The sequence below is a fragment of the Mycobacterium sp. MYCO198283 genome (assembly GCF_021213805.1).
Taxonomy (GTDB): Bacteria; Actinomycetota; Actinomycetes; order Mycobacteriales; family Mycobacteriaceae; genus Mycobacterium.
Genome location: NZ_JAJQJI010000014.1, coordinates 1 through 25,490, shown reverse-complemented (window position 1 = coordinate 25,490; position 25,490 = coordinate 1). Strand labels below are relative to the sequence as shown.

Genomic DNA, 25,490 nt, shown 5'->3' with positions numbered 1-25,490 from the left:
ACTACAGCGCCTTCAGCTCTTCGATCACCGACGTCACCGATTTCTTTGCGTCACCGAACAGCATGGACGTCTGTTCGGCGAAGAACAGCGGGTTCTCGATGCCGGCGTAACCCGACGACATGGAGCGCTTGAGCACGATCACCGACCGCGCCTCGTCGACGTTGAGGATCGGCATGCCGTGGATCGGCGAGCTCGGGTCGTTGCGCGCCGCCGGGTTCGTGACGTCGTTCGCGCCGATGACGATCGCGACGTCGGTGCGGTTGAACTCGCCGTTGACGTCGTCCATCTCCTTCATGGCGTCGTATTCGACGTCGGCCTCGGCGAGCAGCACGTTCATGTGGCCCGGCATGCGGCCTGCGACCGGATGGATCGCGTACTTGACCTCGACGCCCTTGTCCTCCAGCAGGTCGGCCATCTCCTTGACCGCGTGCTGCGCCTGCGCCACCGCGAGCCCGTAGCCGGGTACCACGATCACCTGGTTCGCGTAGGCGAGCTGGATGGCGGCGTCGGCGGCCGAGGTGGCCTTGACCGTTCCCTGCTCGGCGGACCCCGCGACACCGGCCGCCTGCTCGCCGCCGAACGAGCCGAACACGATCGCCGGGATCGAGCGGTTCATGGCGACGGCCATGAGGTTCGTCAGGATCGAGCCCGACGCGCCGACGATCATGCCGGCGACGATCATCGCGGTGTTGTCGAGCGCGAGGCCCGCGGCCGCCGCGGAAAGCCCGGTGAGCGCGTTGAGCAGCGAGATGACGACGGGCATGTCGGCGCCGCCGATCGGGAAGACGACGAACAGACCCATGATGCCGGCGAGCACCAGCACGGCGATGATCCACCAGACGGAGCTGCCGCCGTCCGCACCGGCGTGCAGGCCGATGTACACCGCGGCGGCCACGGCGGCGAGCAGGAGCACGATGTTCGACGCCTGGAACAGCTTCGCGGCGGACACCAGCCGTCGTTCCAGGTTCTTGGGGATCGACTCCTGCAGCTTGAGGAACGCCACCAGCGAGCCCCAGAACGACACCGAGCCGATGATCGCCGCGAACAGCGATCCGACGACCAGCGCCACCGAGGGAGTGCGGTCGACGTGCGCGAACCCGTCGGTCTCGATGAACTCGGCCCACGCGATCAGCGCGACGGTGCCGCCGCCGACGCCGTTGAACAGCGCGACCAGCTGCGGCATCGCCGTCATCTTGGTGCGCTTGGCGGGCGGCACGCCCAGCACGACGCCCAACGCCAGGCCGGCGGCGATCAGGATCCAGTTGATCGCCGCGGTGTCCCGCACCGCGATCAGCGTGGCGACGACCGCGATGGCCATGCCCGTCGCGGCGATCCAGTTGCCGCGCACCGCGGTGCGTGGGCCCGTCAGCCCCGACAGGCCGAGGATGAACAGCGCGAACGCGACGATGTAGAGGGCGGGGACGAGGTAGGTCACTGCGTCACCTCGGTCTTCGGGCCGGGCTTGCGGCCCTTGAACATGCCGAGCATCCGGTCGGTCACCAGGAAGCCGCCGATCACGTTCAGCGTGCCGAACACCAGCGCGACGAACGCGATGATCCGCACGCCCCAGCCGGCGTCGGCGGGCAGGCTGCCCAGCACGATCAGCGCGCCGAGCACGACGATGCCGTGGATGGCGTTGGTGCCCGACATCAGCGGCGTGTGCAGTGTGTTGGGCACCTTGGAGATCACGGCGAACCCGACGAACCCGGACAGCACCAGGATCGCGAGGTTGGCCAGCAGTTCGTCGTACATCAGGAGGCTTCCTTCCCGCGGGTGACGCAGGAGGCCGAGACCACCTCGTCGTCGAAGTCCGGCATGAGGGCCCCGTCTTTGATCAGCAGTTCGAGGAGCGCGGTGATGTTCTTGGAGTACAACTCGCTCGCGTGCTCCGGCATGGTGGCCGGCAGGTTCAGCGGCGAGGCGATCGTGACGCCGTGGCGGACGACGGTCTGGCCCGGCTCGGTGAGCTCGCAGTTGCCGCCGGTCTCGCCGGCCAGGTCGACGACGACGCTGCCAGGCTTCATGCCCTCGACGGCGGCGGCGGTGACGAGCCGGGGGGCGGGCCGGCCGGGCACCAGCGCGGTGGTGATGACGACGTCGAAGCCGGTGATCGCCTTTTCCAGCGCCTTTTGCTGCTGCGCCCGCTCGTCCTCGGTGAGCTCGCGGGCATAGCCGCCCTCACCGGCCGCGGCGATCCCGAGATCCAGCCACTGCGCCCCGACCGAGCGCACCTGGTCGGCGACCTCGGGCCGCACGTCGTATCCCGTGGTGCGGGCGCCGAGCCGCTTGGCGGTCGCGAGCGCCTGCAGGCCGGCGACGCCGACGCCGAGCACCAGCAGGCTGGCGGGCTTCACCGTGCCGGCCGCGGTGGTGAGCATCGGGAAGAACCGGGTCGACAGCGACGCCGCGAGCAGCACGGACTTGTAGCCCGCGACGTTGGCCTGCGAGCTGAGCGCATCCATCACCTGCGCGCGCGAGATCCGCGGGATTGCCTCGACGGCGAACGCCTGCACGCCCGCGGCCTGCAGGTCGGCGATCCGGTTGTCCGCGTTGCGGGGTGCCAGGAAGCCGACGAGTGTCTGGCCGCTGCGCAGCCGGCCGACCTCCTCGGCCGACGGCGGCGCCACCTTGACGACGACGTCGGCCGCCCAGGCGTCACCGATGTCGGCACCCGCGGCGATGTAATGGTCGTCGGACAGCAGCGCCCGCTCGCCCGCGCCGGCCTCCACCACCACGGCCACGCCGGCCTTCACCAGCGACGCCACCGCCTTGGGTACCAGCGCCACCCGTCGCTCGTCGGCGCCGGACTCTTTCACCACCCCGATGGTCGTCTGCGCGTCTGTCATGCTCCCCTGCCCGTCGAAAGGTCTGCGTCAATGTAGTCGGCGTACGCGGCGTTGCCACAATCACGCCGCCCGAGGTCGCGGCGACACCGCCACCTACAGTTGGGATCGAGCTCGGCCAACCGGCCGGTCGGCGACGGTGACGACCGCGGAAAGAGGACGCTGTGGACTTTGCGATGTCGGCGAAGGGCCGGGACTACCACGACCGCCTCGAGGCGTTCATGACCGAGCACGTCTTTCCCGCCGAGGCGTCCTACGAGGATTACCGCCGCGAGCGCGGGCCCGGCGACCACACCGTGCCCCCGGTGGTCGAGGAGCTGAAGGTGCTGGCGAAGGAGCAGGGGTTGTGGAACCTGTTCCTGCCCGCCGTCGCCGGATTGAGCAATGTGGAGTACGCGCCGCTCGCCGAGCTGTCGGGGTGGAGCGGGGAGATCGGCCCCGAGGTGCTCAACTGCGCAGCGCCCGACACCGGCAACATGGAGACCCTGCACCTGTTCGGCACCGAGGAGCAGCAGCAGCGCTGGCTCAAGCCGCTGCTCGACGGCGAGATCCGCAGCGCGTTCTCGATGACCGAGCCGGCGGTCGCCAGCAGCGACGCCCGCAACATCCAGACCGAGATCGTCCGCGACGGTGACGACTACGTCATCAACGGCCGCAAGTGGTGGACCACCGGCGCCGCCGACCCGCGCTGCAAGATCCTCATCGTCATGGGCCGCACCAATCCCGACGCGGCGTCGCACCAGCAGCAGTCGATGGTGCTGGTGCCCATCGACACGCCGGGTATCGAGATCGTCCGCAGCACACCGGTGTTCGGCTGGCAGGACCAGCACGGCCACTGCGAGATCGTCTACCGCGACGTGCGGGTGCCGGCGTCGAACCTGCTCGGCGAGGAGGGCTCCGGCTTCGCTATCGCCCAGGCCCGGCTCGGTCCGGGCCGCATCCATCACTGCATGCGTGCGCTGGGCGCGGCAGAGCGGGCGCTGGCGCTCATGGTCGACCGGGTGCAGAAGCGGGTGGCGTTCGGCAAGCCGTTGGCCGAGCAGGGCGTGGTCCGCGAGGCGATTGCACGCTCTCGCAACGAGATCGACCAGGCCCGGCTGCTGTGCCACAAGGCCGCGTGGACCATCGACCAGCAGGGCAACAAGGCCGCACACCTGCTCGTCAGCCAGATCAAGGCGGTGGCGCCGCAGGTCGCGTGCGACGTGATCGACCGCGCGATCCAGGTGCACGGCGGCGCCGGCGTCAGCGAGGACGTGCCGTTGGCCCGCATGTACGCCTGGCACCGCGCGATGCGACTCTTCGACGGGCCCGACGAGGTGCACATGCGGTCGATCGCCCGCGCCGAGCTGGGACGCGAGAAGACACCGTTCGCCGCCGCGGTGACCGCTCGGTGACCGAGGCGCTGTCGGGGGCGTGGAATTTCCGCGACATCGCCGAGGGCACCGGGCTGCGGCCCGGCCGCTTCTTTCGATCCAGTGAGCTGAGCGGGCTGGACGCCGACGGGCAGCGGGCGCTGCTCGGCCTGGGGATCAGCGACGTGGCGGACCTGCGGTCCCCGCGCGAGGTCGAACGGCACGGACCGGGCTCGGTGCCCGACACGGTGACGGTGCACCGGCTGCCGTTTCCCGACCTGAGCGCTTCCCCGGACGATAGTGGGTTCGCCGCCTCCAGCGGCGGTGGCCAGGCCCCGCACGACTACAGCTTCACCCGGCTCTTCCGCGACGAGTCCGGCGACGAACCCGTCGACGTGGCCGCCGCGCGGTACATGACCGAGGAGTACGAGCGGTTCCCGACCCTTGGCGGCGCGAAACGGGCTGTGGCGCAGATCGTTTCGCTGCTCGCCGCGGGCCGGACCGTCATCACGCACTGCTTCGCCGGCAAGGACCGTACCGGGTTTGCGGTGGCGGTGGTGTTGGAGGCGCTCGGCGTCGACCGCGACGCCATCCTCGCCGACTACCTGCGCAGCAACGCCGCGGTGCCGTCGCTGCGCGAGCGGATCCTCGCGACGATGCGCGAGCGCGGCGGCGACGAGATGACGCCCGAGGCGTTGGCCTTCGCCGAGGCCAAGCTGACCGAGGCGGTGCTCGGGGTCCGCGAAGACTATCTGGCGGCGGCCCGTCGCGGCATCCACTCCCACTACGGCTCGCTGACCGGCTATCTGGAGTCGGCCGGGGTGACCGCCGAGCAGTTGCGGGCGCTGACCCACCGGCTGCGGTAGCGCCGCGGCACCGCCTGGCCTCGGCAGTCACTTCTGTCACCAGCCGGCGCGCACGCGCGCTTGCCCGCCTCGCAGCGACAACAGCGGCGGGCGCGGCTCGCTGCCCGGCACCGTTGCGGCGTCGACTGTGCACTGGCGGCGACTGTGCAATGGCGGCGGCGACTGTGCACTCGCGGCGTCGACATGCACGTGAGGGCGTTGACTCGCACGTGAGGACGTTGACTCGCACGTGAGGGCGGCGACACGCCGGCGAGAACCACCGTGACGTGGAGATCAACGCCGAGGTGTGAGACTCAGTGCAGCGGCAGTCCCCGCTCGAGCCATCGCGGCGCGAGCCCGCCGCGGCTTCCTCTCGTTGTCGCTCGGAGGCGGGCACTTCGAACGATCCTCCGGCTTGTCGACGACCGAGAAGCGTGGCGGCGCCCGAGAAGCCCGATCTGCCGCGCCGCCGCTAGCCCAAGAGCACCGCGCCGAGCCAGATCCCGGCGGCGGCCAGCGCGCCGGTCAGCTCGACGAGCATTGACAGCGCCACGCCCTTGAGCGCGTGCACCGTTGACGTCCATGCGATCCGCTGATCGTGGCGGCGCAGCAGTTCGGCAAGGTAGATGCCGCCGACGAAGCCGATCGCCAGCCCCAGCACCGGGATGACGAAAAACCCCACGATGCCCAGCACGCCGCCGGCCACCAGCGACGCGTTCGACACGTCCGCGCGCCGCATCCGCTGCACCGGCCACAGGTATTTGACCGCCGTGGTGACCGCGACGAGCACCGTCACCACCGCCAGCGTCACCCAGCCGGCGAGGGTCTGCTCGACGAGCGCCCACACCAGGATCGCGCCGAACACCAGCAGTGTCCCGGGCAGCAGCGGCACCACCACCCCGATGAGGCCGATCAGGATCACCACCCCGACGAGGGCGGTTCCGCCGGTGCTCACCGCGAGGCGTCCAACTGGTCGGCGAGATTGGCGAAACCCGTTGCGAAGAAGTCGAACTCGCCGTCCTCGACGGCAGGCGTCGGCGCGCAGGGTCCCCGCTCGAGTGGCCGGGCGACGTAGGCGGTGCGCAGCCCTGTCGCGCGGGCCGCCCGCAGGTCCGACGGGTGGGCGGCGACGAGCATCAGCTCGGCGGGCGCCACGTCGAGCAGGTCGGCGCAGCCGAGGTAGACCTCGGCGTCCGGCTTGTAGTGCCCGAATAGTTCGGCGGAGATCACGCAGTCCCACGGCAGCCCCGCGCGCTTGGCCATGTTGGTCAGCAGCGAGACGTTGCCGTTGGACAGCGTGGTGATGACGAAAGACCGCTTCAGCCGGGTCAGGCCGTCGACGGCATCGGGCCACGGATCGAGCCGGTGCCACGCCCGATTGAGGTCGTCGACCTCGGCGTCGGGCGCCGAGATGCCCTCGGCCGCCAGCAGTTCGGTGAGGATCATCCGGTGCAGGCCGTCGAGGCGCGTCCACGGCAGCTCGCCGCGGCGCACCTTGTCCATCGCCGGCGCGTACCCGTCGCGCCAGCGGTCGGCGAACGCCGGCCAGTCGGCGTCGACGCCGAGGCGCCCACCGAACCGCCGCAGTTCACCGATGACGCTCGAGCGCCAGTCAACGACCGTGCCGAACACGTCAAAGGCCAGCGCCCGAACGTCCATGCCGGACCGTCAGCCCAGCGAGAAGTTCGCCTGCTTCGCGGCCGACAGGTCGGTGATCTCGCCCCAGCGAGATGCCACGTCGTCGACGGTGGGCACGCCGTCGGTGAAGGTCACTCCCTCGTTCTGGAACAGCGCCACCCGCTGCACCTTGCCGCCGCCGACGATGAACACCGATCCGGTGTCCGGCAGCTCCTCGGTCATCAGGTAGCCGACCACCGGCGCGACGTACTCCGGCGTCAGCTTCTCGAAGACCTCCGGCGGCAGGATGTCCTGCGTCATCCGGGTGGCGGCGATCGGCGCCAGCGCGTTGGCCTTGATGTTGTACTTCGCGCCCTCCTGGGCGAGCGTGTTGATCAGGCCGACGAGCCCGAGCTTCGCGGCGCCGTAGTTGGCCTGGCCGAAGTTGCCGAACAGCCCGCTGGTGGAGGTGGCGACGAGCACCCGGCCGAAGCCCTGCTCCCGGAAGTGCGGCCACGCGGCGCGCAGGACGTTGTAGCCGCCGTAGAGGTGCACCTTCAGCACCGCGTCCCAGTTCTCGAACGTCATCTTGTGGAAGGTGCCGTCGCGCAGGATGCCGGCGTTGCTGACGACGCCGTCGACCTTGCCGAACTCCTCGAGCGCGGTCTTGATGATGTTCTCGGCGCCCTCGGGTTCGGCGACCGAATCGTAGTTGGCCACCGCGCGGCCGCCGGCGTCCTTGATCTCCTGCACCACCAGGTCGGCCATGTTGTGGCCGGCGCCGGTGCCGTCGCGCGACCCGCCGAGGTCGTTGACGACGACGCTGGCGCCCTCCCGGGCCAGCGTCAGCGCGTATGCGCGGCCGAGCCCGCCGCCCGCTCCGGTGACGACGACGACACGATCCTGCACTCCGGGCATGTTGTTCCTTCTCTCGGTCGAGACGCGGTTGCCTACCTATATACGGCTAGCGGGTGACGGCCGGGCAGCCGGGTCCGCCTCAGCGCCGCTGCGCGGTGACGAAGTGTGAGAACGCCTCCTCGTCGCTGAACTCCTCGGGCAGCGACCAGCGGCCGAGGCGCTGCATCGCGTCGCGGGAGCTGGTGGCGTGCGCGGCCCAGCCGTGGGCGTTCAGCCACTCGGCGACGTCGGCGCGATCCGGGTCGTCGTAGATGAGCTCCTGGATGTCGAGCGTCTCCTCGATGCCGAGCTGAGCCGCGATACGCCGGAAGCGTTCCCGCATCTCCTCGCGCCGGCGTTCATCGGACGAGCGGCCCGCGGTTTCGGCGGCAATTCTGCTGCCCGGCGCGCTCAGCTCGGTGACCAGCTCGAACAGTCGGTCCTGCGCCTCGGCGGGCAGATACATCAGCAGTCCCTCGGCCAGCCAGGCGGTCGGCTGCGACGGGTCGAACCCGCTGCCGCGCAGCGCCGCCGGCCAGTCCTGGCGCAGGTCCACCGGGACCGCGTGGCGCACGGCGCTCGGCGCCACCCCCAGGTCGGCCAGCGTCTTGGCCTTGTACTCGAGCACCCGCGGCTGGTCGATCTCGAAGACCGTGGTGCCGTCGGGCCACGGCAGCCGGTAGGCGCGGGAGTCGAGGCCGCTGGCCAGGATCACGACCTGCCGGATGCCTGCCGCACTCGCCTGGGCGAAGAAGTCGTCGAAGACGTGGGTTCGTACCGCCTGATAGCTGCCCATGTGCTCGAACAGGGCGACTGTCTGCGGGTCGGATTCGGCGATCTTCGCGGCGATGCCCGGGTCGAGGCTGACGTTCCAGAACCCGTCGCCGGCGCCGGCCACCAGCGGCCGGGCGTAGGGATCGGAGATCAGCGGGTCGTCGCGTTCGGTTTCCCCGGCCCGCGCGGCCGCCACCATCAGGGCGGTGGCGCCCACGCTCTCGGTGATGTCCCAGCTGTCGTCATGGCTGCGCAGCGAACTCATCGCGACGATCCTTCCGGTCGAGGTGCCGGCGCCATGCTACCGATCGCTTAGCAGTGCTACCGAATGATCACTCGACCACCGGGAAGATGCCGTCGCCGTCCTCGGGTGTGCCGCTGACCTGGCCGCGGGTCACGCCGATCTGTTCGGGCGGCAGCCGGTCGATGTCCGGCGTCTCGACGGCGTCGTCCGCCAGCGCGGCGACCTCGGTGTCGTCGGTTTCGAGCCGCTCCGGAACCGGAGCCGCCGCCGGATCGGGCACCTCGGTGGCCGGATCGGGCTCCTCGGCGTTGAGCTTGCGTTCGAGCGACTCGCCTTCGAGTTCGCCCTCCGGGGTGACGGTCAGCTTGTCGGCCTCGCTCCAGCCGTCGGGCGGGTCGACGGTCTCGTCACCGTCGGCGTTGCGGATCTCGTCGGAGTCGAGCGCCTCCATCGGCCGCAGCGAGTCGCCGAAGCCGCCGACATCGTTGACGCTCGCGCCGGTGTCGTCTGTACTCATGCCCCACGGTTGACCCGCCGGCGCGGCCGCTAAACGCCGGTTCGCGCGGGCTGCGTCACGCCCGCAGTTCCCACAGCGTGCCCGTGACGAGGTGGCGGAACTGGTCGATCACGACCGCCGGATCGTGCGCGCCGCGCACGTAGCCGGCGTAGAAGCCCATGCCCCACACCATCGCCACCAGCGCTTCGACCAGCGCGTTCGCGTCGAGGTCCGCGGCGAGCTCGCCGGTGGAGACCGCGTCGGCGACCACCGACTGCAGGAACGACCGCACGTTGGCCAGCGCATCGTGCCCGGCGAACTGCAGGTCGGGGTGACGCTGCGATTCGAGCACCGAGGTCACCAGGAACGCCGCCGCGGATCGGTCGGGCTCGTCGGGCTGCAGCGCCGCCCGGACGAAGGCGGTGAGCCGCGCGACCATCGTCGATTCGCCGTTGGCCTCTTCGATGCCGCGCGCGAGCACCGACGTGTTGGTCTGTTCGAGCACCTCGCGGTACAGCACATGCTTGCTGGCGAAGTAGTGGTTGATGGCCGGCCGGGTGAGATCGGCCCGCATCGCGATGGCCTGGAACGTCGCCGCGTCGTAGCCGAGCTCGCTGAACACATCGCGGGCCGCGCGGACGATGCGCTCCTTCGTCTCGGCCGCCTTCGCCGCGGGTGGGCGACCCGGCCCTCGGCTAGCGGTCTGCGGCACGGTGCGGGTGCTCCAAAGCGTTTGCCATGTCACCGGTCAGCAACTCTTCCGGCGGTGCGGTGAAGGTCGACTCCGACACCCGGACCACCCCCCTTCGTTCGCCGTCGCCCCCGCGACCTGCCTGCAGTGTAGAGCAGCGGTCGCCGCTTACCATCCGGACATGGTGCGGCGTGTGCGGTCGGTCATCGGAGGCGTCGTCAGCCGATCGGGCTACCTCCGGAAGTGGCTGCTGCTGGGCGTCGCGATCGGCGTGATCGCCGGCCTGGGCGCGATCGTCTTCCTGCTCGCGCTCGACGTCGCGGGCCGATACCTGCTCGGCGACCTCGGCGGCTACGTCCCGCCGGAGGCCGTCGGCGACGGCGGCGAGGCCGGGTCGGCGGGCTTCACGCGGCCCTGGGCGATTCCATTGGTCACCTGCGGCGGCGCGCTGGCGTCGGCGTGGCTCGTCGCCACGCTGGCCCCCGAGGCGCAGGGCCACGGTACCGACAGCGCGATCGAAGCCGTGCACACCGATCCGCGCGGCATCCGCATCCGGGCGGTGCTGGTCAAGCTCGTCGCCAGCGCGCTCACCATCGGTTCGGGCGGCTCGGCCGGGCGCGAAGGGCCCACCGCGCAGATCTCTGCGGGGTTCGGCTCGCTGCTCGCCCGCACGCTCGACCTGTCCGACCACGCCGGCCAGCTCGTGTGGTTCCTGCTGATCGGTGTGGTGGCCGCCGCCGTCGGCTACTGCTACGTGCGCGTCTTCTACGGCACAGTCGCGCTCACCGGTCGGCTGCCCGGCGGACCCGTCGTCTCCCCCACCGTCGGGGGCCTGCTGGTGGGGCTGCTCGCGCTGCTGGTCCCGCAGGTGCTGGGCAGCGGGTACGGCTTCGTGCAGCGCGCCACCACCCCGGCGGGCCTGGAGTCGTTCCCGCTGTGGGTGCTGTTGGTGCTGCCGCTGGCGAAGATCGTCGCCACCTCGCTGTCGGTGGGAACCGGCGGGTCCGGCGGGATCTTCGGACCCGGCATCGTGATCGGCGGCATCACCGGCGCGGCGATCTGGCAGCTCGCCGACCTGGCAGGGGCGCCCGGCCTGCCCGCCTCGCCGGGCGTCTTCGTGGTCGTGGCGATGATGGCGTGCTTCGGCAGCATCGCGCACGCACCGCTGGCGGTGATGATCATGGTGGCGGAGATGACGACGTCGTTCGCCGTGCTGCCCGGGGCGATGGTCGCCGTCGGCATCGCCTACCTGCTCATCTCGCGCACCGGGCGGTCGATGTACACCGCGCAGCGCCGCGACCGCGAGACCGCCGCCGCCGAGCGCCGGGCGGACGCGTAACGCGGCGTCACCATCGCGCAACGGTTTCGCCACGGCCGGTGGCGTCCGGCGACGTACGTGTGACGCTGGTGCCGACGTCACGCAGCGACGCGAAAGGTCCGCCGATGCCCGCACTCACCACTGCCCCGACCATGGCCCACCGACTGGCCGCCGAGACCATCGGCACCTTTTGGCTGGTGCTCGGCGGCTGCGGCAGCGCCGTGTTCGCCGCCAAGTTCGTCTCCGCCGACGGCGTCTCCTACGGCATCGGCTTCGCCGGCGTCGCGTTGGCATTCGGGTTGACGGTGCTGACCGGCGTCTACGCCTTCGGCACCATCTCCGGCGGCCACTTCAACCCAGCGGTCACGTTCGGCGCCGCGATCGCACGCCGCGTCGAATGGCAGGCGTTGCCGTTCTACTGGGTCGCCCAGGTCGTCGGCGGACTGCTCGCCGGACTCGTCATCTACGTCGTCGCCCGCGGCCGGGACGGCTGGACTGCCGCGGGCAACATGGCCGCCAACGGTTACGGCGACCACTCCCCCGGCGGCTACACGCTCGCGGCGGTGATCGTCACCGAGATCGTGCTGACCGCGATCTTCCTGCTGGTCATCCTCGGCTCCACCGACAACCGGGCGCCGCGCGGGTTCGCCGGCCTCTCGATCGGCCTGGCGCTCACCCTCATCCACCTGATCTCGATCCCCATCTCCAACACCTCGGTGAACCCGGCCCGCTCGACCGGCGTGGCGTTCTTCAACGGCATGGGCGCGCCGTCGCAGCTGTGGGTGTTCTGGTTGGCGCCGCTCGCGGGTGCGGCGATCGCCGGCGCCGCGTATCCGTTCCTGTTCGGCCGCAGCGAGGAACTCGCCGACCGACCCGTGCGCGACGACCGGCTGGAGATCCGCGACGCCGCCGCGGGCGAGATCGATCCCGGCCGGCGCGACTGACCTGCCCGCGAGAACGGGCCCGTGCCGTCGCGGCACGGGCCCGTTTCGGTGCTGTGGGTCAGCGCGCCGAGTCGGCGGCGCCCTTCTCGGTGGACTCGCCGGCACTGACCAGTTGGCCGCCGGCGTTCTCCAGGTGCGCACGCACGAACCACTGGAACTTCTCCAGTTCCGCGGCGTGGCCGATCAGCATGTCCTGGGTGACCGGATCCAGCTCCTCGGTGTCTTCGATGTTCTTGCGGGTGTCCTCGATGATGCCGTCGTACACCAGGTCCAGGGCCGCCAGATGGGCCTGGACGGTGTCGCGCTGCAGTGAGTAGTCGTCCCACGTGCGGTCGGCGATGATCGAGCCCGGCGTGCCCTTGGGCGAGGCGCCCAACGTCGCGATGCGCTCGGCGACCTCGTCGGCGTAGCCGCGCACCAGTTCCACCTGCGGGTCGATCATCTCGTGGACGCCGATGAAGTTCGGGCCGACCACGTTCCAGTGGATGTGCTTGAGCGTCAGGTGCAGATCGTTGTAGCGGCTCAGCTGCTTTTGCAGCAGCTCGGCGACTTGTGCGCCTTCCTTGTCGGTCATGCCGGGGACGGTGTATTCGGGCATGGCGTGCTCCCTCCTCGTTGCGAAGTCTCGTGATCAGTCGCGCAGTCGCATACCCGTCGCCCAGCGGGCGTAATCAGCGCGCACACCTGACCGGAGTCTTACAGCACGCGGATGTCGGGCACCGGCAGACGCGGGCCACGGCGCGGCATCCGCATCAGCCCGGCGGCCTGCAGCAGCCGCACCGCGCGATAGCGGTGCGGGCGCAGCGGTTCCAGCAGTTCGATCATGGTGGCGTCGTCCACCGGCCGCCCGGTGAGCGCCCAGCCGACCTGCTTGCACAGGTGGTAGTCCCCGACGGACAGCGCGTCGCCGTCACCGAAGGCCCGCTGCGCCACTTCGGCGGCGGTCCAGACGCCGACTCCGGGCAACGACGTCAGCGCGTCGCGCGCGGCGGCCGCCGGTCGTGTGCACAGCCGTTCCAGCGACGCGGCGCGCTGTGCGCAGCCGACGACGGTGCGGGCCCGGCCGGGATCGACGTTGGCGCGGTGGAACTCCCACGACGGGACGCGCCGCCACACCTCCGCCGGTGGCGGCACCCGCATGCGCGCCGGCGCCGGCCCGGGTGCCGGCGTGCCGTACCGGGTGACCAAGAGACGCCAGGCGCGGAAGGCGTCCGCGCCGGTCACCCGCTGCTCCAACACGGCGGGCACGAGCGCTTCGAGCACCTGCCCGGTGCGGCCCAGCCGCAGGTGCGGCACCCGGCGGTGTGCGGCGGCCACCGTCGGCTCCGCGGGCGCGAAGTCCGCCGGCTCGTCGTCGGCGCCCAGGAACGCCGGCAGCCGCTCGGCGAACTCCGCGGCGCCTGCTCCCCACATCCGGCCGACCACCGCCGCGGGCCCGCGGCGCGCGATCCGGGCGGTCACCGGACCCGACGGCAGCAGGCTCGTCTTCCAGATGGCGCCGTCCGCGTCGACCTGGTAGGTCGGGTCGCCCGGACCCCGCTTGAGCGGTGACAGGGTCAGGCCCGGACTGACCGGACCGGCGAAGGTGACGACACGCTCGAGCGCACCGAGTGTGTCGGCGGCGTGGGCCACGCGTCCTCCCCTTCACGAAGTGAAGCAATGGTGACATCGACTCTGATCTTGATGAGCAGCCTGGCACGTCTGCGGGTCCCTCGGCTTGAATCGGACACATCGGGCGGGGTGTCCGGGCAAGGTATGAAGTCGACGACAGCGGGGTATGTGGCGATGAGACCCGGCCGGACCGTCGGCGCATGGCGATACCGCCTGCTCCGTACGGCCTCGCGGGAAGGGGCGGACGTGATCGGTGGGAGCAGTCGGCCCCTGCTGCACGCCGCTGCCCCAGCGCTCGACGCAACCGCCGCCGCCACCGACTTCGGGTATTGGCGAGCCGAGTTCCGGCAGTCGGTGCAGGCCGAGGTCGAGCATTTCCTGCGGCAGCGCTGCCTCGACGAGCTGGGCGACGCCGGCGTCGACATCGCCGCCGACGTGCTGCTGCACCTGGTCATGGGCGGCAAGTACGTGCGGTCGACGTTCGCCTACCTCGGCTGGTTGTGCGGGTCCCCGCCAGGCGACGCGGCGCACACCGGGGCGCTGCGCGCGGCCGCCAGCTTCGAACTGCTGCAGGCGTTCGCGCTGCTGCAGGACGACGTGATGGACGACGCGACGGTGCGCCGGGGCAGGCCCGCCGCCCACCTGCAGTTCGCGAGATGGCATGCCGACCGGGCCATGTCCGGGCCGTCGCGCCGGTTCGGCGAGGCGGCCGCGGTGCTGCTCGGCGACCTGTGCCTGGTGTGGGCCGAGCAGCTGCTGCGCGAGAGCGGACTGGACGACGCCGCGCTGCGCCGGGCGCTGCCCCGCTACGACGCGATGCGCACGGAGCTGGCGATCGGGCAGTTCGCCGACCTCGTCAACGACGCCCGCGGGTTGCCGAGCCTGGACGCCGTGCTCGACGTGGCCCGCCGCAAGTCCGGCAACTACACGGTGCGGCGGCCGCTGGAGATCGGCGCTGCGGCGGCCGGCTGCGACGACGCGACGGTGACGCTGCTCGGCCGTTACGGCGCCGCGGTGGGCGAGGCGTTCCAGCTGCGCGACGACCTGCTGGGCATCTTCGGCGCACCCGCCGTCACCGGGAAGCCGGTCGGCTCCGACCTCGCCGAACACAAGGCGACGTCGGTGGTGGTGGCGGCGCACCAGCTGGCCGACAGCCGCACCCGCCGGGAACTGGCCGACCTGATGGGCGCCGAGACGCTCGGCGAGGCCGACCTGTCGCGGTGGCGGCAGCTGATCTCCGCCAGCGGCGCCGTGCAGTGGATCGAGGACTTGATCGCCGACCGGGTCGCCGCGGCCGGTCGCGACATCGCCGGCAGCGGCATCGACCCGTGGGTGCAGGCCGCGCTGGTCGACATGGCGGCCGCCTGCACGGCGCGGGTGACATGAGCGGACGACGACAGTCAGGAGTACATCGATAATGCGGACCGTCGGGGGACCAACCAATCGCGTCGTCGTGGTCGGTGCCGGCCTGTCCGGCCTGGCCGCGGCGATGCAGCTGGCGGGCCGGGGCCGTGAGGTGACGGTCGTCGAGCGGGAAGCGGTGCCGGGCGGCCGGATGGGGCGCGTCGACGCCGGCGGCTACCGCCTCGACACCGGTCCGACCGTGCTGACGATGCCCGAGCTCATCGAGGAGGCGTTCGCGGCGGTCGGTGAGCGCATGGCGGACCGGCTGCAGCTCGACCCGATCGATCCGGCCTACCGGGCCTGCTTCGCCGACGGCACCAGCCTGAACGTCCACCGCGACGCCGAGACGATGGCCGCGGCGATCCGCGCCTTCGCCGGCGACCGGGAGGCGGCCGGCTACCTGCGGCTGCGCGACTGGCTCACCCGGCTCTACCGCGCCGAGTTCGACGGCTTCATCTCCGCGAACTTCGACTCCCCGCTGTCGCTGGTGACCCCGCAGCTGGCGAAGCTCGCCGCGATGGGCGGGTTCCGCGGCTGGGAGAAGGTGGTGCGCCGCTTCCTGTCCGACGACCGGCTGGTCCGCATCTTCACCTTCCAGGCCCTCTACGCCGGGGTGCCGCCGCAGCGGGCGCTCGCGGCGTACGCAGTGATCGCCTACATGGACACCGTCGCCGGCGTGTACTTCCCGAAGGGCGGCATGCGGGCGGTGCCCGACGCCATGGCGGCCGCGGCTGCCGACGCGGGCGTGCGGTTCGCCTACCGCTCGGAGGTCACCGAGCTCGAACGTTCCGGTGACCGGGTGACGGCCGTGCACACCCACCGGGGTGAGCGCATCGGGTGCGACGCGGTGGTGCTCACCACCGAGCTGCCGCAGACCTACGCGCTGCTCGGGCACGCCCCGAGGCGGCCGCTGCGGTGGCGGCCGGCGCCGTCGGCGGTGGTGGCGCACGTCGGGTGCCCGGCCGTCGATCCCGACGGCAGCCTCGGCCACGCGCACCACACGATCCTGTTCGGCGACGCGTGGGATGCGACGTTCACCGACATCATCGACCACGGCCGGCTCATGACCGATCCGTCGCTCCTGGTCACCCGGCCCACCGCCGGCGACCCGAGCCTGGCGCCGCCGGGCCGCGACCTGCTCTACGTGCTGGCGCCCGCGCCGAACCTCACCCGCAGCACCGTCGACTGGTTCGACATCGGCGACGACTACGCCCGGCAGATGATCGAGATCGTCGGCGAGCGGCTGCTGCCACAGCTGCCGGGAGAGGCGGAGCTGCTGCACGTCGTCACCCCGGCCGACTGGGCCCGGCAGGGCATGCTGGCCGGCACGCCGTTCGCGCTCGCCCACACGTTCTCGCAGACCGGGCCGTTCCGGCCCGCCAACATGGTGCGCGGCGTCGCGAACGCGGTGCTGGCGGGCGGTTCGACCACGCCGGGGGTCGGGGTGCCCACCACCCTGATCTCCGGGCGGCTCGCCGCCGACCGCATCACCGGGACGGCGGGCACCGGTACGCCGCCGCGGCCGCGTGCGGCCGTCGGGGAAGGGCGCCGGGCGTGATGCGCACCGAGCTCGACGCGGCCGGCATCCACGACCCCCAGCTGCGGGCGTCCTACCGGCGCTGCAAGGAGCTCAACGCCCGCTACGGCCGGACGTTCTTCCTCGCGACCCGGCTGCTCGCACCCGCACAGCGGCCGGCGGTGCACGCGCTCTACGGGTTCGCCCGCCGCGCCGACGACATCCTCGACGACCTCGACTCGTCGCTGACGGTGCCGGAGCGCGAGGACCTGCTCAACCAGCTCGGCCGGCAGTTCTTCGACGACCTGCGCCGCGGCGCCGCCCGGCGCGGCGACGACCCGGTGCTCGCCGCGACCGTCCACACCGCCCGCAGCTACGGCATCGACGTGCACCTGTTCGAGGCGTTCCTGGCGTCGATGTGCATGGACCTGAGCGTCACCGACTATCCGGACCGGGCGGCGTTGAACCGCTACATGTACGGCTCGGCGGAGGTGATCGGCCTGCAGTTGCTGCCGATCCTCGGCACCGTGGGCCCCGCCGCCGAGGCCGCGCCGTACGCCGCTGCGCTCGGAAAAGCGTTCCAGCTCACCAACTTCCTGCGCGACGTCGACGAGGACCTGGACCGCAACCGGGTGTATCTGCCCGCCGACGAGCTCGCGGCGTTCGGTGTCGACCGCGAGCTGCTCATGTGGTGCCACACCCAGCAGCGCACGGACCCGAGGGTGCGCCGGGCGCTGGCGGCGCAACACGCGATCACCCGCCGGGTCTACGACGAGGCGCGCGGCGGCATCGAGCTGCTCGCCCCCCGGTCGCGGCCGTGCGTGGCGACGGCGCTGACGCTGTACTCGGAGATCCTCGACTGCATCGAGGCGAGCGACTTCGAGGTGTTCGGCCGGCGCGCCACGGTGGGCACCGGGCGGCGCCTGCAGGTGGCCGGCGCCGGGCTGCTGCGGGCGTGGCGGGCCCGCCGCCGGGAACCGGTGCGCCACGAGGGTCCGGCGCTGGGTGCGGCCTGATGGACCGCTGGCACTACTTCCTGGTGCTCGGCGCATGCCTGCTGGTCACCGCACCGCTCGAGCTCTTCGGCCGGGGTGTCTACCGGCAGCCGGTGCGGCTGATGCGGGCGCTGGTGCCGGTCGCGGTCGTGTTCTTGGTGTGGGATGCGCTCGCGATCGTCGCCGGTGTCTGGTGGTACAACCCGCGCTTCGTCAGCGGCATCGACCTGGCGCTGATGCCGCTCGAGGAGGTGCTGTTCTTCGTCGTGATCCCGCTGTGCGGGCTGCTGACCTACAACGCGGTGGGCAGTTCGCTGAGCTTCCTGCGGGGCCGGCGGCACGTCCGCAGCGAGCAGCCGCGATGACCGGGCTCGGCTACACGCTGCCGGCGGTGGTCGCGGTGATCGGCGTCGTCATCTGGGAGAAGACGATGCTGCGCACCGGGATCTTCCGCACCACCCGGTACTGGCTCACGATGGTGATCGTCACGGGCTTTCAGATACCGGTCGACGGTTGGCTCACCAAACTCAGCGACCCGATCGTGCTGTACGACGACCGCCACACCATGGGCGTCCGGTTCCCGTTCGACATCCCCGTCGAGGACTACCTGTTCGGCTTCGCGCTGGTGACCGCCGTCCTGCTGTTGTGGGAGCGCCACGGCGACACCGCCCACGACCGCGTCGCCGCGGAGAAGGAGGAGGTCCGATGACACCCCGGCTGCCCCGCACCGAGGTGCCCGCCGCATTCGACGTCGGCGCGCGCGCCTACGACCGACTGGTCGGCGCCAACCCCGGCTACCACGACCACCTGCGGATCTCCGCCCAACGCATGGGGATCCCAGACCGGGGTCGCGGGCTGCGGCTGCTCGACGCCGGCTGCGGCACCGGGCTGTCCACCGCGGCGCTGCTCGACGCCGCGCCCGAGGCCGAGATCGTCGGGGTCGACGCGTCGGAGGGCATGCTCGCCGAGGCGCGCGCCAAGACGTGGCCCGACACCGTGCGGTTCGTGCACAGCCGCATCGAGGACCTCGCGGCGGCGGGCGTCAGCGGGCCGTTCGACGGCATCTTCGCGGCGTACCTGGTCCGCAACCTGCCCGACCCCGATGCCCAGCTGCAGCGGTTCGCCGAATTGCTGCGGCCCGGCGGGGTGCTCGCGGTCCACGAGTACTCGGTGGCGGACTCCCGGCGCGCCACCGCGATCTGGCACGCCGTGTCCTGGGGGATCATCATCCCGGCCGGTTGGGCGCGCACCCGCGACGCGTCGCTCTACACCTACCTGTGGCGCAGCGTCGTCGACTTCGACGGTGCGTCGCGGCTGCGGAAGCGGCTGGCCGACAACGGTTTCACCGACGTGCGCAGCGAGACGATGCCCGGCTGGCAACAGGACATCGTCCACACCTTCCTCGCCCGGACCCCGGCATGAGCGCTGCCGCGCGCATCCGCGACGCCCGCCGCGTGCTGCATCCCGGGCCGGTCGGGCTCCCGGACGCGGGGCGGCTGCCCGCCCGGCCGCGCGCGGTGGTGGTCGGCGGCGGCATCGCCGGGCTGGCCGCCGCGACGGCGCTCGCCGAACGGGGCGTGACGGTCGACGTCGTCGAGCGCGCACCGTACCTCGGGGGCCGGGTCGGCGGCTGGACCGAGACCCTCGGCGACGGGCAGACCGTCGCGATGAACCGCGGCTTCCACGCGTTCTTCCGCCAGTACTACAACCTGCGGGAGTTGTTGCGCCGCACCGATCCCGGGCTGACCCGGCTGACTCCCGTCGACGACTACCCGCTGGTCGACGGTCACGGCCGCCGCGACACCTTCCGCGGGCTGCCGCAGACGCCTCCGTGGAACGCGCTGGCGTTCGCGCTGCGCAGCCCCACCTTTCGGCTGCGTGATCTGGTGCGCGTCGACGGCCGCGCCGCGGTGCCGCTGGCCACCGTCTCGGTGCCCGACATCTACCAGCGCCTCGACGACATCGACGCCGCGTCGTTCCTGCGGCAGATCAACTTCCCCGACGCCGCCCAGCACCTGGCGTTCGAGGTGTTCTCCCGCAGCTTCTTCTCCCGGCCGGCGGAGCTGTCGGCCGCCGAGCTGGCCGCGATGTTCCACATCTACTTCCTCGGCTCGAACGAGGGGCTGATCTTCGACGTGGCCACCGACAACTTCGACGCCGCGCTGTGGGAACCGTTGCGCGCCTACCTCTCCGGGCGCGGGGTCACGGTGCACACCGACCGGGCGGTCGACGCCGTCGAACCCGGGACGCAGCGCCGGTTCCGGGTGCGCTGCGACGGCGGTGACCTCGACGCCGACGGGGTGGTGCTCGCCGCCGACATCGCCGGGCTGCAGCGCATCGTCGACGCCTCACCCGAGCTCGGGGACGCCGGCTGGCGCGCCACGGTCGCCGGGCTGCGGACGGCGCCGCCGTTCGTCGTACAGCGGCTGTGGCTCGACCGGCCCGTCCACGCCGACCGGCCCGCGTTCCTCGGGACAGGCGGCCTGGAACCGCTGGACAATGTGAGCGTGGTGAACCGCTACGAGCAGCAGGCCGCGCAGTGGGCACAGCGGCACGACGGCGCGGTGGTGGAGTTGCACGCCTACTCCGCGCCCGACGACACCGCCGAGGTCTGCCGGCGGCTGGTGGGCCGCCTGCACGCGCTGTACCCGGAGACCGCCGCGGCCAAGGTCGTCGGCGAGGTGGTGCTGCGCCGCGAGGACTGCCCGCAGTTCGGGCCCGGCGACTTCGCCCGCCGCCCCGGCGTCGCCACCGCCGATCCGGCGCTGGCGCTGGCCGGCGACGGCATCCGCATCGATCTGCCCGTCGCCCTGATGGAGCGCGCCGCGACCACCGGCTTCGCAGCCGCCAACCGGCTGCTGTCGCACTGGGGGCTCGCGGGGCACTCGCTGCAGACCGTCCCGGTGGGGGGCCGATCGCCGCGGGTGTCGCGGTTGCTGGCCCGCGGTGCGGAGGTCGGCGCCCGGTGAGCTTCGCCGACCGCGTCCGTGATCGCCTGAAAACCGTTCCGCTGCAAGTGCTCCCGCCGGCCCGGTGGGCGCAGCAGCGGCCCACCTACCGCGACGCCGAACCGCGGTTGATCGACGCCGCGCTGGCCCGCTCGCAGCGCCGCCCGAGCGGCAACTGGTACACGTTTGCCGCCAGCCGTGACATCCGTGCCGACGCGCCGTTCGGCATGACCGTCGCCGGCGTCGAGATCGTCGCGTGGCGCGATCCCGGCGGGCGGCTGGTCGTCGGCCCCGCGAGCTGTCCGCATCTGGGTGCCGATCTCGCCACCGGGGTCATCGACTGCGGCGGGCTGATCTGCCCGTGGCACGGGCTGCGGGTCGACGCCGACCGCTCACCGCGGGAGCAGTACGGGTGGCGGTCGCTGCCCAGCCATGACGACGGTGTGCTGGCGTGGGTGCGGCTCGACCGCGTCGGCGGTGAGCAGCCGCTCGACGCGCCGGTGATCCCGCCGCGGCCGACGGGGACGACGCTCGACGCGGTGACGCGGCTCGACGGGGTCTGCGAGCCGGCCGACATCATCGCCAACCGGCTCGATCCCTGGCACGGCGCCTGGTTCCACCCGTACTCGTTCACCTTGCTGGAGGTGCTCTCGGCGCCCGCGGCCGACGACCAGCTATCCGAGGCAGACGACCGCTTCCTGGTGGCCGTGACGTTCCGCATGGGCCGGCTCGGCGTGCCGGTCATCGCCGAATTCACCGCGCCGGAGCCGCGCACCATCACGATGCGCATCGTGGACGGCGAGGGGGCCGGCAGCGTCGTCGAGACCCATGCCACGCCGCTCGGCGCCGGTCCGGACGGCCGGCCGCGCACGGCGGTGCTGGAGGCCGTCGTCGCGCACTCCGACCGCGACGGCTTCGCCTACGCCGGCAAGGCGGCGGCCGCGATCCGGCCGCTGATGCGCTACGCCGCCACCAAGCTGTGGCGCGACGATCTGGCGTACGCCGAACGGCGTTATGCGGTGCGCACCCGGCGCTGACGGCACCGCCGGTCTTTCGGTAGTGGGTCGCACATTGCCGCTGTCACGCCGTGCGATCGCTTGGTAGCGTCTGAAGGTCAGAGCCTGGCGATGACGCCCCCGCGTCCCGGAAGCAGACCTCGAAGCGGGACGGCGAAGATGGGATCCGCATGATCAGAGGGCTGCGCGGGTGGTGGCGGCAACCCGATCACTACTACTGGCTGACCGCGTTCCTGGCGGGCCGCGGTGCGCAGCGCGGAACCTGCCGCGTCGTCGCCGCGACGGTTTTCGGCTTCGGGCTGGTCGCGCTCGGGTCCATCGGCAGCCCCAGCGGGCCGACGGGCGATCTGCGGCAGGGCGTCGCCGCCGCGATCGTGATCGGCTCCGTGCTGATGGCGCTGGCCTGGCTGCGCGGCCAGTGGCTCAGCCGGTCACAGTCGATCTGTTTCGTGCTGCTGTCGATGGCGGGCATCGCGGCGGGTTGTCTGGTGCAGACCGATCCCTTCAACGGCCTGTTCGGCGGCACGGCGTTCGCGGTGCTGGCCGGCTACGTGGCGTTCTTCCACACGCCGCGGTACCTCGCGCTGAACCTGCTGGTCGCGGCGTCGACCGCCGGCGTGCTGGCGTTGCGGCTGGTGCAGGAAGGCGGTGACGTCCGGCTCGCCGTCAGCACGCTGCTGTTCCTGGCGGTCATCAACGCCGCCGTGCCCTTCGCCTGCCAGGCGCTGGTTCACCTGCTGGGCATCAATGTGCTCAACGGCGACATCGACCCGCTGACGGGCCTGCTCAACCGCGAGGCGTTCTATCGGGCCGCGGCCGGCTTCATCGCCTCCCGCAACCGTGACGACGACCGCCACCTGGTGATCGTCGTCATCAGCCTCGACAACTTCACGCTGCTCACGCACACCGACGGCGAGGTGTCGGGCAACTGGGCGCACGTGGCCGTGGGGCAGACGCTGCGCGAGACCACGCGGCGAGGCGCCGTCGTCGCCCACGTCGCCGAGGCCGAGTTCGTGGTCGCCGACAGCTTCCCGTCGCCGGATGCCACACCGCTGGTCGAGCGGGTCCGCAGCGCGATCGCCACCACCCCGCCGCGCACCACCGCAAGCGTCGGCGTGGCCAGCACCCCGCTGCGCGGCCTGGCGCAGTACCCGCCGCAGGATGTGCTCGACGAGTTGTTGGCCATCGCCGAAGGCGCCATGCGCGACGCCCGGCGCGCCGGGGGTAACCAGAGCCGGCAGGTCGTCCGGGCGTCGCTCACCGCGCTCGAACGCGACGACCCGGCGGGCTGACCCCCGGCGAGAACACCCTTCTTGCGGCTTTGAGCCCGTATTCGCGCCAAGAATGGTGTTCTCGGCGCGGGGTTGGTCACCACATCTGGCCCTTAGCCATGGCGGCTCCTAACCAGTGGCGTTGCTACGCTTGGCCTTCCGGAGCTCGACCCAGAATCGGGCGGCCTCGCGGATGGCTTCCTCGACGGGCCGCGGCTGCCAGCCGAGCTCGGCGACGGCCTTCGAGTGGTCCAGCGGCGCCTCGGCGCGCATCAGCCGCAGCGACGCCAGCGACAGTCGCTCGTCGGTGCCCCGCACAGTCGACTTGAGGCTGCCGAGCGCCGCCATCGCATACGACACCGGCAGCGGAATCGACCTCGCGGGCGGCGGCACCCCGGCCGTCTCGGCGGCGATGCGGGCGACCTCGGCATTGCTGATGAGTTTCTCGGAGACGATGTAGCGCTCGCCCACCCGGCCGTGCTCGGCGGCCAGCAGCATCGCCCGTGCGGCGTCGTCGACTCCGACGGCTTCGAGCTCGATGCCGCTCATCACGAACGGCAGCTTGCCGAACGCGGCACCGGCGATGATCGCGCCGTGCGGGGTGCGGCCCCAGTCGCCGCTGCCGTATGTGGTGGAGACGCACATGGCAACGGCGGGGACCGCGCCCGCACGGGCCGCCTCGAGCACCGCCTGTTCACCCAGCAACCGCGACCGGATGTAGGGGCTCAGCCCGCGCTCGGGCAGCACGTCGGCCTCGGTGGCGCGGCGGCCGCGTCGCCGGCCGATCGTGACGTAGCTGCTCGTGTAGACGAAACGCCGTAGGCCCGCGTCCTCGGCGACGCCCAAAGCGCTGCGCACACCGTCGACGTTGGTGCGGAACAGCGGCGCAGGGTCCTTCAGCCAGCCGCGCGGGTCGACGACGCAGTAGTAGACGACGTCGCAGCCGGCCATCGCCTCGCGCAGCACGGCGGTGTCGAAGACGTCGCCGGTGAACCGGGTGAGCGGCAGGTCGTCGATGCCGACCGTGTTGGCGTTCGGTCGCACCATGGCGCGGACGTCGGTGCCGGCCGCGACGAGTTGCCGGGTGACGTGCGAGCCGAGGAAGCCGTTCGCCCCGATGACCAGCGCGGGGCTCATCGTGCGTCGCCCATCCGAGCCAGCCAGGCAGCGGCTTCGTCGGGCAGGGTGCCACACTCCTGCGCCCGCTCGCACCACCGGCGGGTGGCGGCGACGAAGCGCAGCGGGTTGTAGACGTCCTCCTGCCGCGACCAGAGTCCGTACCCGGCGTAGGTGACAATCGACAGATTGGTCGCGCTGATGACGCTGCCGTCGCCCGGGTCCTTCATCGGGTTGTCGAGCTCGCAGATCACCCGCCCGGTGTCTTCGTCGAACACCTTCCACAGCGTCGGGAACGACGTCATGTGATTGCCCGGGAAGCTCTCCATGGTCCGCCAGATCCAGGCCCGGACCTCCTCACGGCCGTGAAACGTCCCGGCCGCATGCTCGACGTAGACGACGTCCTCGGTGTAGTGCGCGACCCACGAGTCCCAGTCGCGGGTGAGCGCGGCGGCGGCGACGTCGTTCTCGAACGCTGCCCAGGCGGCGGCGAGCTCGTGGCGGGAGAAGGCGGTCACGCGCAGAACTGAAACACGTTCTAGCGACGGTTGTCGAGCCTTCCTGCGGATTACCCGTGGGCGCGGCACAGTTGTAGGAGGCGAACGTGAGACGAGGAGCATCATGAGCGATTACAAGAAGGCCATCCTGGCCGGCGGCTGCTTTTGGGGTATGGAGGAGTTGATCCGCAAGCAGCCCGGCGTCGTCGACACCCGCGTCGGCTACACCGGCGGCCAGAACGCGCACGCCACCTATCGCAACCATCCGGGTCACGCCGAGGCGGTCGAGATCGTCTACGACCCGTCGCAGACCGACTACCGCACCCTGCTCGAATTCTTCTTCCAGATCCACGACCCGACGACGAAGAACCGGCAGGGCAACGACATCGGCAGCAGCTACCGGTCGGCGATCTTCTACCTCGACGACGAGCAGCGTCAGATCGCGTTGGACACCATCGCCGACGTCGAGGCGTCGGGCCTGTGGCCCGGCAAGGTCGTCACGGAAGTGGTTCCGGCGAGCGACTTCTGGGAGGCCGAGCCAGAGCACCAGGACTACCTGCAGCGCTATCCGACTGGTTACACCTGCCACTTCGTGCGGCCGGGCTGGAAATTGCCGCGACGGGCGTCGGCGCAGTAGTTTTTGCCGGGGAATTTATTCCGGAAGAACCCGCGAATACCGCAACGCTGCCGCTGGGCGACTCATTCCGCTCGCCCCGAATTTGTCGGACCTCGCTGCGATAATGGTGGCATGTCCTCGATCGAGTCGGTTGACGTGGTTGTGTCGAATCCGTCTGAACGTCTCGGGGTGTTGTTCGATGAATTGGCGGAATTGTGCGGTCAGCGCAACGCCATTGATGCGCGCATTGTCGAGATCGCGGCCACGATCGAGCGGGACGGTATCTGGGGTCATACCGGCGCCCGCTCGGTCGCGGCGTTGCTCGCGTGGCGGACCGGCATGTCGACGCGCAACGCCAAAACCATCGCCGCCGTCGCGGACCGGCTGCCGCAGTTCCCGCGGTGCGCGCAAGCCATGCGCGAGGGCCGGCTGTCGCTGGATCAGGTCGGGGTGATCGCCGAGGGCGCGGGTGCGGGCTC

The 25,490-nt window shown here is 71.5% G+C and carries 28 protein-coding genes; 15 read left to right on the top strand and 13 right to left on the bottom strand.

The features are described 5' to 3' along the window. Position 1: 1 nt before the first annotated feature. From LV457_RS19700 to LV457_RS19690, 3 genes are read right to left on the bottom strand one after another with little or no spacing between them, the layout of a single operon-like run. Positions 2-1,435: an NAD(P)(+) transhydrogenase (Re/Si-specific) subunit beta gene (locus tag LV457_RS19700; protein ID WP_232173232.1), complete on the bottom strand. Its 1,434-nt coding sequence runs from the start codon at positions 1,433-1,435 to the stop codon at positions 2-4. Beyond that, positions 1,432-1,752 carry an NAD(P) transhydrogenase subunit alpha gene (locus tag LV457_RS19695; RefSeq protein WP_232173231.1) on the bottom strand — a complete coding sequence of 107 codons (321 nt, stop codon included), beginning with the start codon at positions 1,750-1,752 and terminating at the stop codon, positions 1,432-1,434. The genes LV457_RS19700 and LV457_RS19695 overlap by 4 nt, the downstream gene beginning before the upstream one ends. Further along, a complete protein-coding gene (locus tag LV457_RS19690; protein WP_232173230.1) occupies positions 1,752-2,846 on the bottom strand; it encodes a Re/Si-specific NAD(P)(+) transhydrogenase subunit alpha in 1,095 nt (364 codons plus the stop codon). The genes LV457_RS19695 and LV457_RS19690 overlap by 1 nt, the downstream gene beginning before the upstream one ends. A gap of 173 nt (positions 2,847-3,019) precedes the next feature. Here LV457_RS19690 and LV457_RS19685 point away from each other — a divergent pair, with 173 nt between their 5' ends. Further along, on the top strand, positions 3,020-4,237 hold the full coding sequence (locus LV457_RS19685) for an acyl-CoA dehydrogenase family protein (protein ID WP_232173240.1): 1,218 nt from the start codon (positions 3,020-3,022) through the stop codon (positions 4,235-4,237). Further along, positions 4,234-5,061 carry a tyrosine-protein phosphatase gene (locus LV457_RS19680; RefSeq protein WP_232173229.1) on the top strand — a complete coding sequence of 276 codons (828 nt, stop codon included), beginning with the start codon at positions 4,234-4,236 and terminating at the stop codon, positions 5,059-5,061. Before LV457_RS19685 ends, LV457_RS19680 begins: the two co-directional genes overlap by 4 nt. Positions 5,062-5,512: 451 nt before the next feature. On the opposite strand, the gene LV457_RS19675 is transcribed toward LV457_RS19680, so the two are convergent. The 6 genes from LV457_RS19675 to LV457_RS19650 form a co-directional block, all read right to left on the bottom strand. Beyond that, positions 5,513-5,995 carry a DUF456 domain-containing protein gene (locus tag LV457_RS19675; protein WP_232173228.1) on the bottom strand — a complete coding sequence of 161 codons (483 nt, stop codon included), beginning with the start codon at positions 5,993-5,995 and terminating at the stop codon, positions 5,513-5,515. Beyond that, entirely contained in the window at positions 5,992-6,699 is a 708-nt protein-coding gene (locus LV457_RS19670) for a haloacid dehalogenase type II (RefSeq protein WP_232173227.1), read from the bottom strand. Before LV457_RS19670 ends, LV457_RS19675 begins: the two co-directional genes overlap by 4 nt. Positions 6,700-6,708: 9 nt before the next feature. Then, positions 6,709-7,575 carry an SDR family oxidoreductase gene (locus tag LV457_RS19665; RefSeq protein WP_232173226.1) on the bottom strand — a complete coding sequence of 289 codons (867 nt, stop codon included), beginning with the start codon at positions 7,573-7,575 and terminating at the stop codon, positions 6,709-6,711. 79 nt (positions 7,576-7,654) lie between these two features. Continuing rightward, positions 7,655-8,593, bottom strand: coding sequence for a class I SAM-dependent methyltransferase (locus LV457_RS19660; protein ID WP_232173225.1), 939 nt, complete (start codon positions 8,591-8,593; stop codon positions 7,655-7,657). A gap of 67 nt (positions 8,594-8,660) precedes the next feature. Next, positions 8,661-9,089 (bottom strand): hypothetical protein, encoded by a 429-nt coding sequence (locus LV457_RS19655; RefSeq protein WP_232173224.1) that lies wholly within the window; start codon positions 9,087-9,089, stop codon positions 8,661-8,663. 55 nt (positions 9,090-9,144) lie between these two features. After that, on the bottom strand, positions 9,145-9,780 hold the full coding sequence (locus tag LV457_RS19650) for a TetR/AcrR family transcriptional regulator (protein ID WP_232173223.1): 636 nt from the start codon (positions 9,778-9,780) through the stop codon (positions 9,145-9,147). Positions 9,781-9,940: 160 nt separating this feature from the next. Between LV457_RS19650 and LV457_RS19645 the strand changes: the two genes are divergently transcribed. Next, entirely contained in the window at positions 9,941-11,098 is a 1,158-nt protein-coding gene (locus LV457_RS19645; RefSeq protein WP_232173222.1) for a chloride channel protein, read from the top strand. A gap of 104 nt (positions 11,099-11,202) precedes the next feature. Then, entirely contained in the window at positions 11,203-12,021 is an 819-nt protein-coding gene (aqpZ, locus tag LV457_RS19640; RefSeq protein ID WP_232173221.1) for an aquaporin Z, read from the top strand. Positions 12,022-12,079: 58 nt separating this feature from the next. Here the strand turns inward: aqpZ and LV457_RS19635 are convergent, their stop codons facing one another. Both LV457_RS19635 and LV457_RS19630 read right to left on the bottom strand, forming a co-directional pair. Further along, entirely contained in the window at positions 12,080-12,619 is a 540-nt protein-coding gene (locus tag LV457_RS19635) for a Dps family protein (protein WP_232173220.1), read from the bottom strand. A 98-nt stretch (positions 12,620-12,717) separates the two neighbouring features. Further along, positions 12,718-13,653: a DNA-3-methyladenine glycosylase gene (locus LV457_RS19630; protein WP_232173219.1), complete on the bottom strand. Its 936-nt coding sequence runs from the start codon at positions 13,651-13,653 to the stop codon at positions 12,718-12,720. 153 nt (positions 13,654-13,806) lie between these two features. Here LV457_RS19630 and LV457_RS19625 point away from each other — a divergent pair, with 153 nt between their 5' ends. The 9 genes from LV457_RS19625 (at position 13,807) to LV457_RS19585 (ending at position 22,803) form a co-directional block, all read left to right on the top strand. Continuing rightward, positions 13,807-15,018, top strand: coding sequence for a polyprenyl synthetase family protein (locus LV457_RS19625; protein ID WP_374198897.1), 1,212 nt, complete (start codon positions 13,807-13,809; stop codon positions 15,016-15,018). A 31-nt stretch (positions 15,019-15,049) separates the two neighbouring features. Continuing rightward, positions 15,050-16,594 carry a phytoene desaturase family protein gene (crtI, locus tag LV457_RS19620; protein WP_232173218.1) on the top strand — a complete coding sequence of 515 codons (1,545 nt, stop codon included), beginning with the start codon at positions 15,050-15,052 and terminating at the stop codon, positions 16,592-16,594. Next, positions 16,591-17,568 (top strand): phytoene/squalene synthase family protein, encoded by a 978-nt coding sequence (locus LV457_RS19615; protein WP_232173217.1) that lies wholly within the window; start codon positions 16,591-16,593, stop codon positions 17,566-17,568. The genes crtI and LV457_RS19615 overlap by 4 nt, the downstream gene beginning before the upstream one ends. Next, positions 17,568-17,912: a lycopene cyclase domain-containing protein gene (locus LV457_RS19610; RefSeq protein WP_232173216.1), complete on the top strand. Its 345-nt coding sequence runs from the start codon at positions 17,568-17,570 to the stop codon at positions 17,910-17,912. Before LV457_RS19615 ends, LV457_RS19610 begins: the two co-directional genes overlap by 1 nt. After that, on the top strand, positions 17,909-18,256 hold the full coding sequence (locus LV457_RS19605; protein WP_232173215.1) for a lycopene cyclase domain-containing protein: 348 nt from the start codon (positions 17,909-17,911) through the stop codon (positions 18,254-18,256). The genes LV457_RS19610 and LV457_RS19605 overlap by 4 nt, the downstream gene beginning before the upstream one ends. After that, positions 18,253-18,969, top strand: coding sequence for a trans-aconitate 2-methyltransferase (locus LV457_RS19600; RefSeq protein WP_232173214.1), 717 nt, complete (start codon positions 18,253-18,255; stop codon positions 18,967-18,969). Before LV457_RS19605 ends, LV457_RS19600 begins: the two co-directional genes overlap by 4 nt. Continuing rightward, entirely contained in the window at positions 18,966-20,516 is a 1,551-nt protein-coding gene (locus LV457_RS19595; RefSeq protein WP_232173213.1) for an FAD-dependent oxidoreductase, read from the top strand. Before LV457_RS19600 ends, LV457_RS19595 begins: the two co-directional genes overlap by 4 nt. Beyond that, positions 20,513-21,532 carry a DUF5914 domain-containing protein gene (locus LV457_RS19590; RefSeq protein WP_232173212.1) on the top strand — a complete coding sequence of 340 codons (1,020 nt, stop codon included), beginning with the start codon at positions 20,513-20,515 and terminating at the stop codon, positions 21,530-21,532. The genes LV457_RS19595 and LV457_RS19590 overlap by 4 nt, the downstream gene beginning before the upstream one ends. Before the next feature lie 149 nt (positions 21,533-21,681). Then, a complete protein-coding gene (locus LV457_RS19585; protein WP_232173211.1) occupies positions 21,682-22,803 on the top strand; it encodes a GGDEF domain-containing protein in 1,122 nt (373 codons plus the stop codon). Positions 22,804-22,911: 108 nt separating this feature from the next. Here the strand turns inward: LV457_RS19585 and LV457_RS19580 are convergent, their stop codons facing one another. After that, positions 22,912-23,919 (bottom strand): NAD-dependent epimerase/dehydratase family protein, encoded by a 1,008-nt coding sequence (locus tag LV457_RS19580; protein ID WP_232173210.1) that lies wholly within the window; start codon positions 23,917-23,919, stop codon positions 22,912-22,914. Then, complete coding sequence (locus LV457_RS19575) at positions 23,916-24,416, bottom strand: nuclear transport factor 2 family protein (protein WP_232173209.1); 501 nt, start codon at positions 24,414-24,416, stop codon at positions 23,916-23,918. Before LV457_RS19575 ends, LV457_RS19580 begins: the two co-directional genes overlap by 4 nt. 103 nt (positions 24,417-24,519) lie before the next feature. Here LV457_RS19575 and msrA point away from each other — a divergent pair, with 103 nt between their 5' ends. After that, positions 24,520-25,032, top strand: coding sequence for a peptide-methionine (S)-S-oxide reductase MsrA (msrA, locus tag LV457_RS19570; protein WP_232173208.1), 513 nt, complete (start codon positions 24,520-24,522; stop codon positions 25,030-25,032). 111 nt (positions 25,033-25,143) lie between these two features. Beyond that, a partial coding sequence (locus tag LV457_RS19565) for a DUF222 domain-containing protein (RefSeq protein ID WP_232173207.1) occupies positions 25,144-25,490 on the top strand: 347 nt, incomplete at its 3' end.

What these genes read in the sequence shown, in the direction of transcription:
- LV457_RS19695 (WP_232173231.1), bottom strand. Translation starts at nt 1,752, where the DNA reads ATGTACGACGAACTGCTGGCCAACCTCGCGATCCTGGTGCTGTCCGGG.
- LV457_RS19690 (WP_232173230.1), bottom strand. Translation starts at nt 2,846, where the DNA reads ATGACAGACGCGCAGACGACCATCGGGGTGGTGAAAGAGTCCGGCGCC.
- LV457_RS19685 (WP_232173240.1), top strand. Translation starts at nt 3,020, where the DNA reads ATGTCGGCGAAGGGCCGGGACTACCACGACCGCCTCGAGGCGTTCATG.
- LV457_RS19670 (WP_232173227.1), bottom strand. Translation starts at nt 6,699, where the DNA reads ATGGACGTTCGGGCGCTGGCCTTTGACGTGTTCGGCACGGTCGTTGAC.
- LV457_RS19665 (WP_232173226.1), bottom strand. Translation starts at nt 7,575, where the DNA reads ATGCCCGGAGTGCAGGATCGTGTCGTCGTCGTCACCGGAGCGGGCGGC.
- LV457_RS19660 (WP_232173225.1), bottom strand. Translation starts at nt 8,593, where the DNA reads ATGAGTTCGCTGCGCAGCCATGACGACAGCTGGGACATCACCGAGAGC.
- LV457_RS19655 (WP_232173224.1), bottom strand. Translation starts at nt 9,089, where the DNA reads ATGAGTACAGACGACACCGGCGCGAGCGTCAACGATGTCGGCGGCTTC.
- LV457_RS19645 (WP_232173222.1), top strand. Translation starts at nt 9,941, where the DNA reads ATGGTGCGGCGTGTGCGGTCGGTCATCGGAGGCGTCGTCAGCCGATCG.
- aqpZ (WP_232173221.1), top strand. Translation starts at nt 11,203, where the DNA reads ATGCCCGCACTCACCACTGCCCCGACCATGGCCCACCGACTGGCCGCC.
- LV457_RS19635 (WP_232173220.1), bottom strand. Translation starts at nt 12,619, where the DNA reads ATGCCCGAATACACCGTCCCCGGCATGACCGACAAGGAAGGCGCACAA.
- LV457_RS19625 (WP_374198897.1), top strand. Translation starts at nt 13,807, where the DNA reads ATGAGACCCGGCCGGACCGTCGGCGCATGGCGATACCGCCTGCTCCGT.
- crtI (WP_232173218.1), top strand. Translation starts at nt 15,050, where the DNA reads ATGCGGACCGTCGGGGGACCAACCAATCGCGTCGTCGTGGTCGGTGCC.
- LV457_RS19610 (WP_232173216.1), top strand. Translation starts at nt 17,568, where the DNA reads ATGGACCGCTGGCACTACTTCCTGGTGCTCGGCGCATGCCTGCTGGTC.
- LV457_RS19605 (WP_232173215.1), top strand. Translation starts at nt 17,909, where the DNA reads ATGACCGGGCTCGGCTACACGCTGCCGGCGGTGGTCGCGGTGATCGGC.
- LV457_RS19600 (WP_232173214.1), top strand. Translation starts at nt 18,253, where the DNA reads ATGACACCCCGGCTGCCCCGCACCGAGGTGCCCGCCGCATTCGACGTC.
- LV457_RS19595 (WP_232173213.1), top strand. Translation starts at nt 18,966, where the DNA reads ATGAGCGCTGCCGCGCGCATCCGCGACGCCCGCCGCGTGCTGCATCCC.
- LV457_RS19585 (WP_232173211.1), top strand. Translation starts at nt 21,682, where the DNA reads ATGATCAGAGGGCTGCGCGGGTGGTGGCGGCAACCCGATCACTACTAC.
- LV457_RS19580 (WP_232173210.1), bottom strand. Translation starts at nt 23,919, where the DNA reads ATGAGCCCCGCGCTGGTCATCGGGGCGAACGGCTTCCTCGGCTCGCAC.
- msrA (WP_232173208.1), top strand. Translation starts at nt 24,520, where the DNA reads ATGAGCGATTACAAGAAGGCCATCCTGGCCGGCGGCTGCTTTTGGGGT.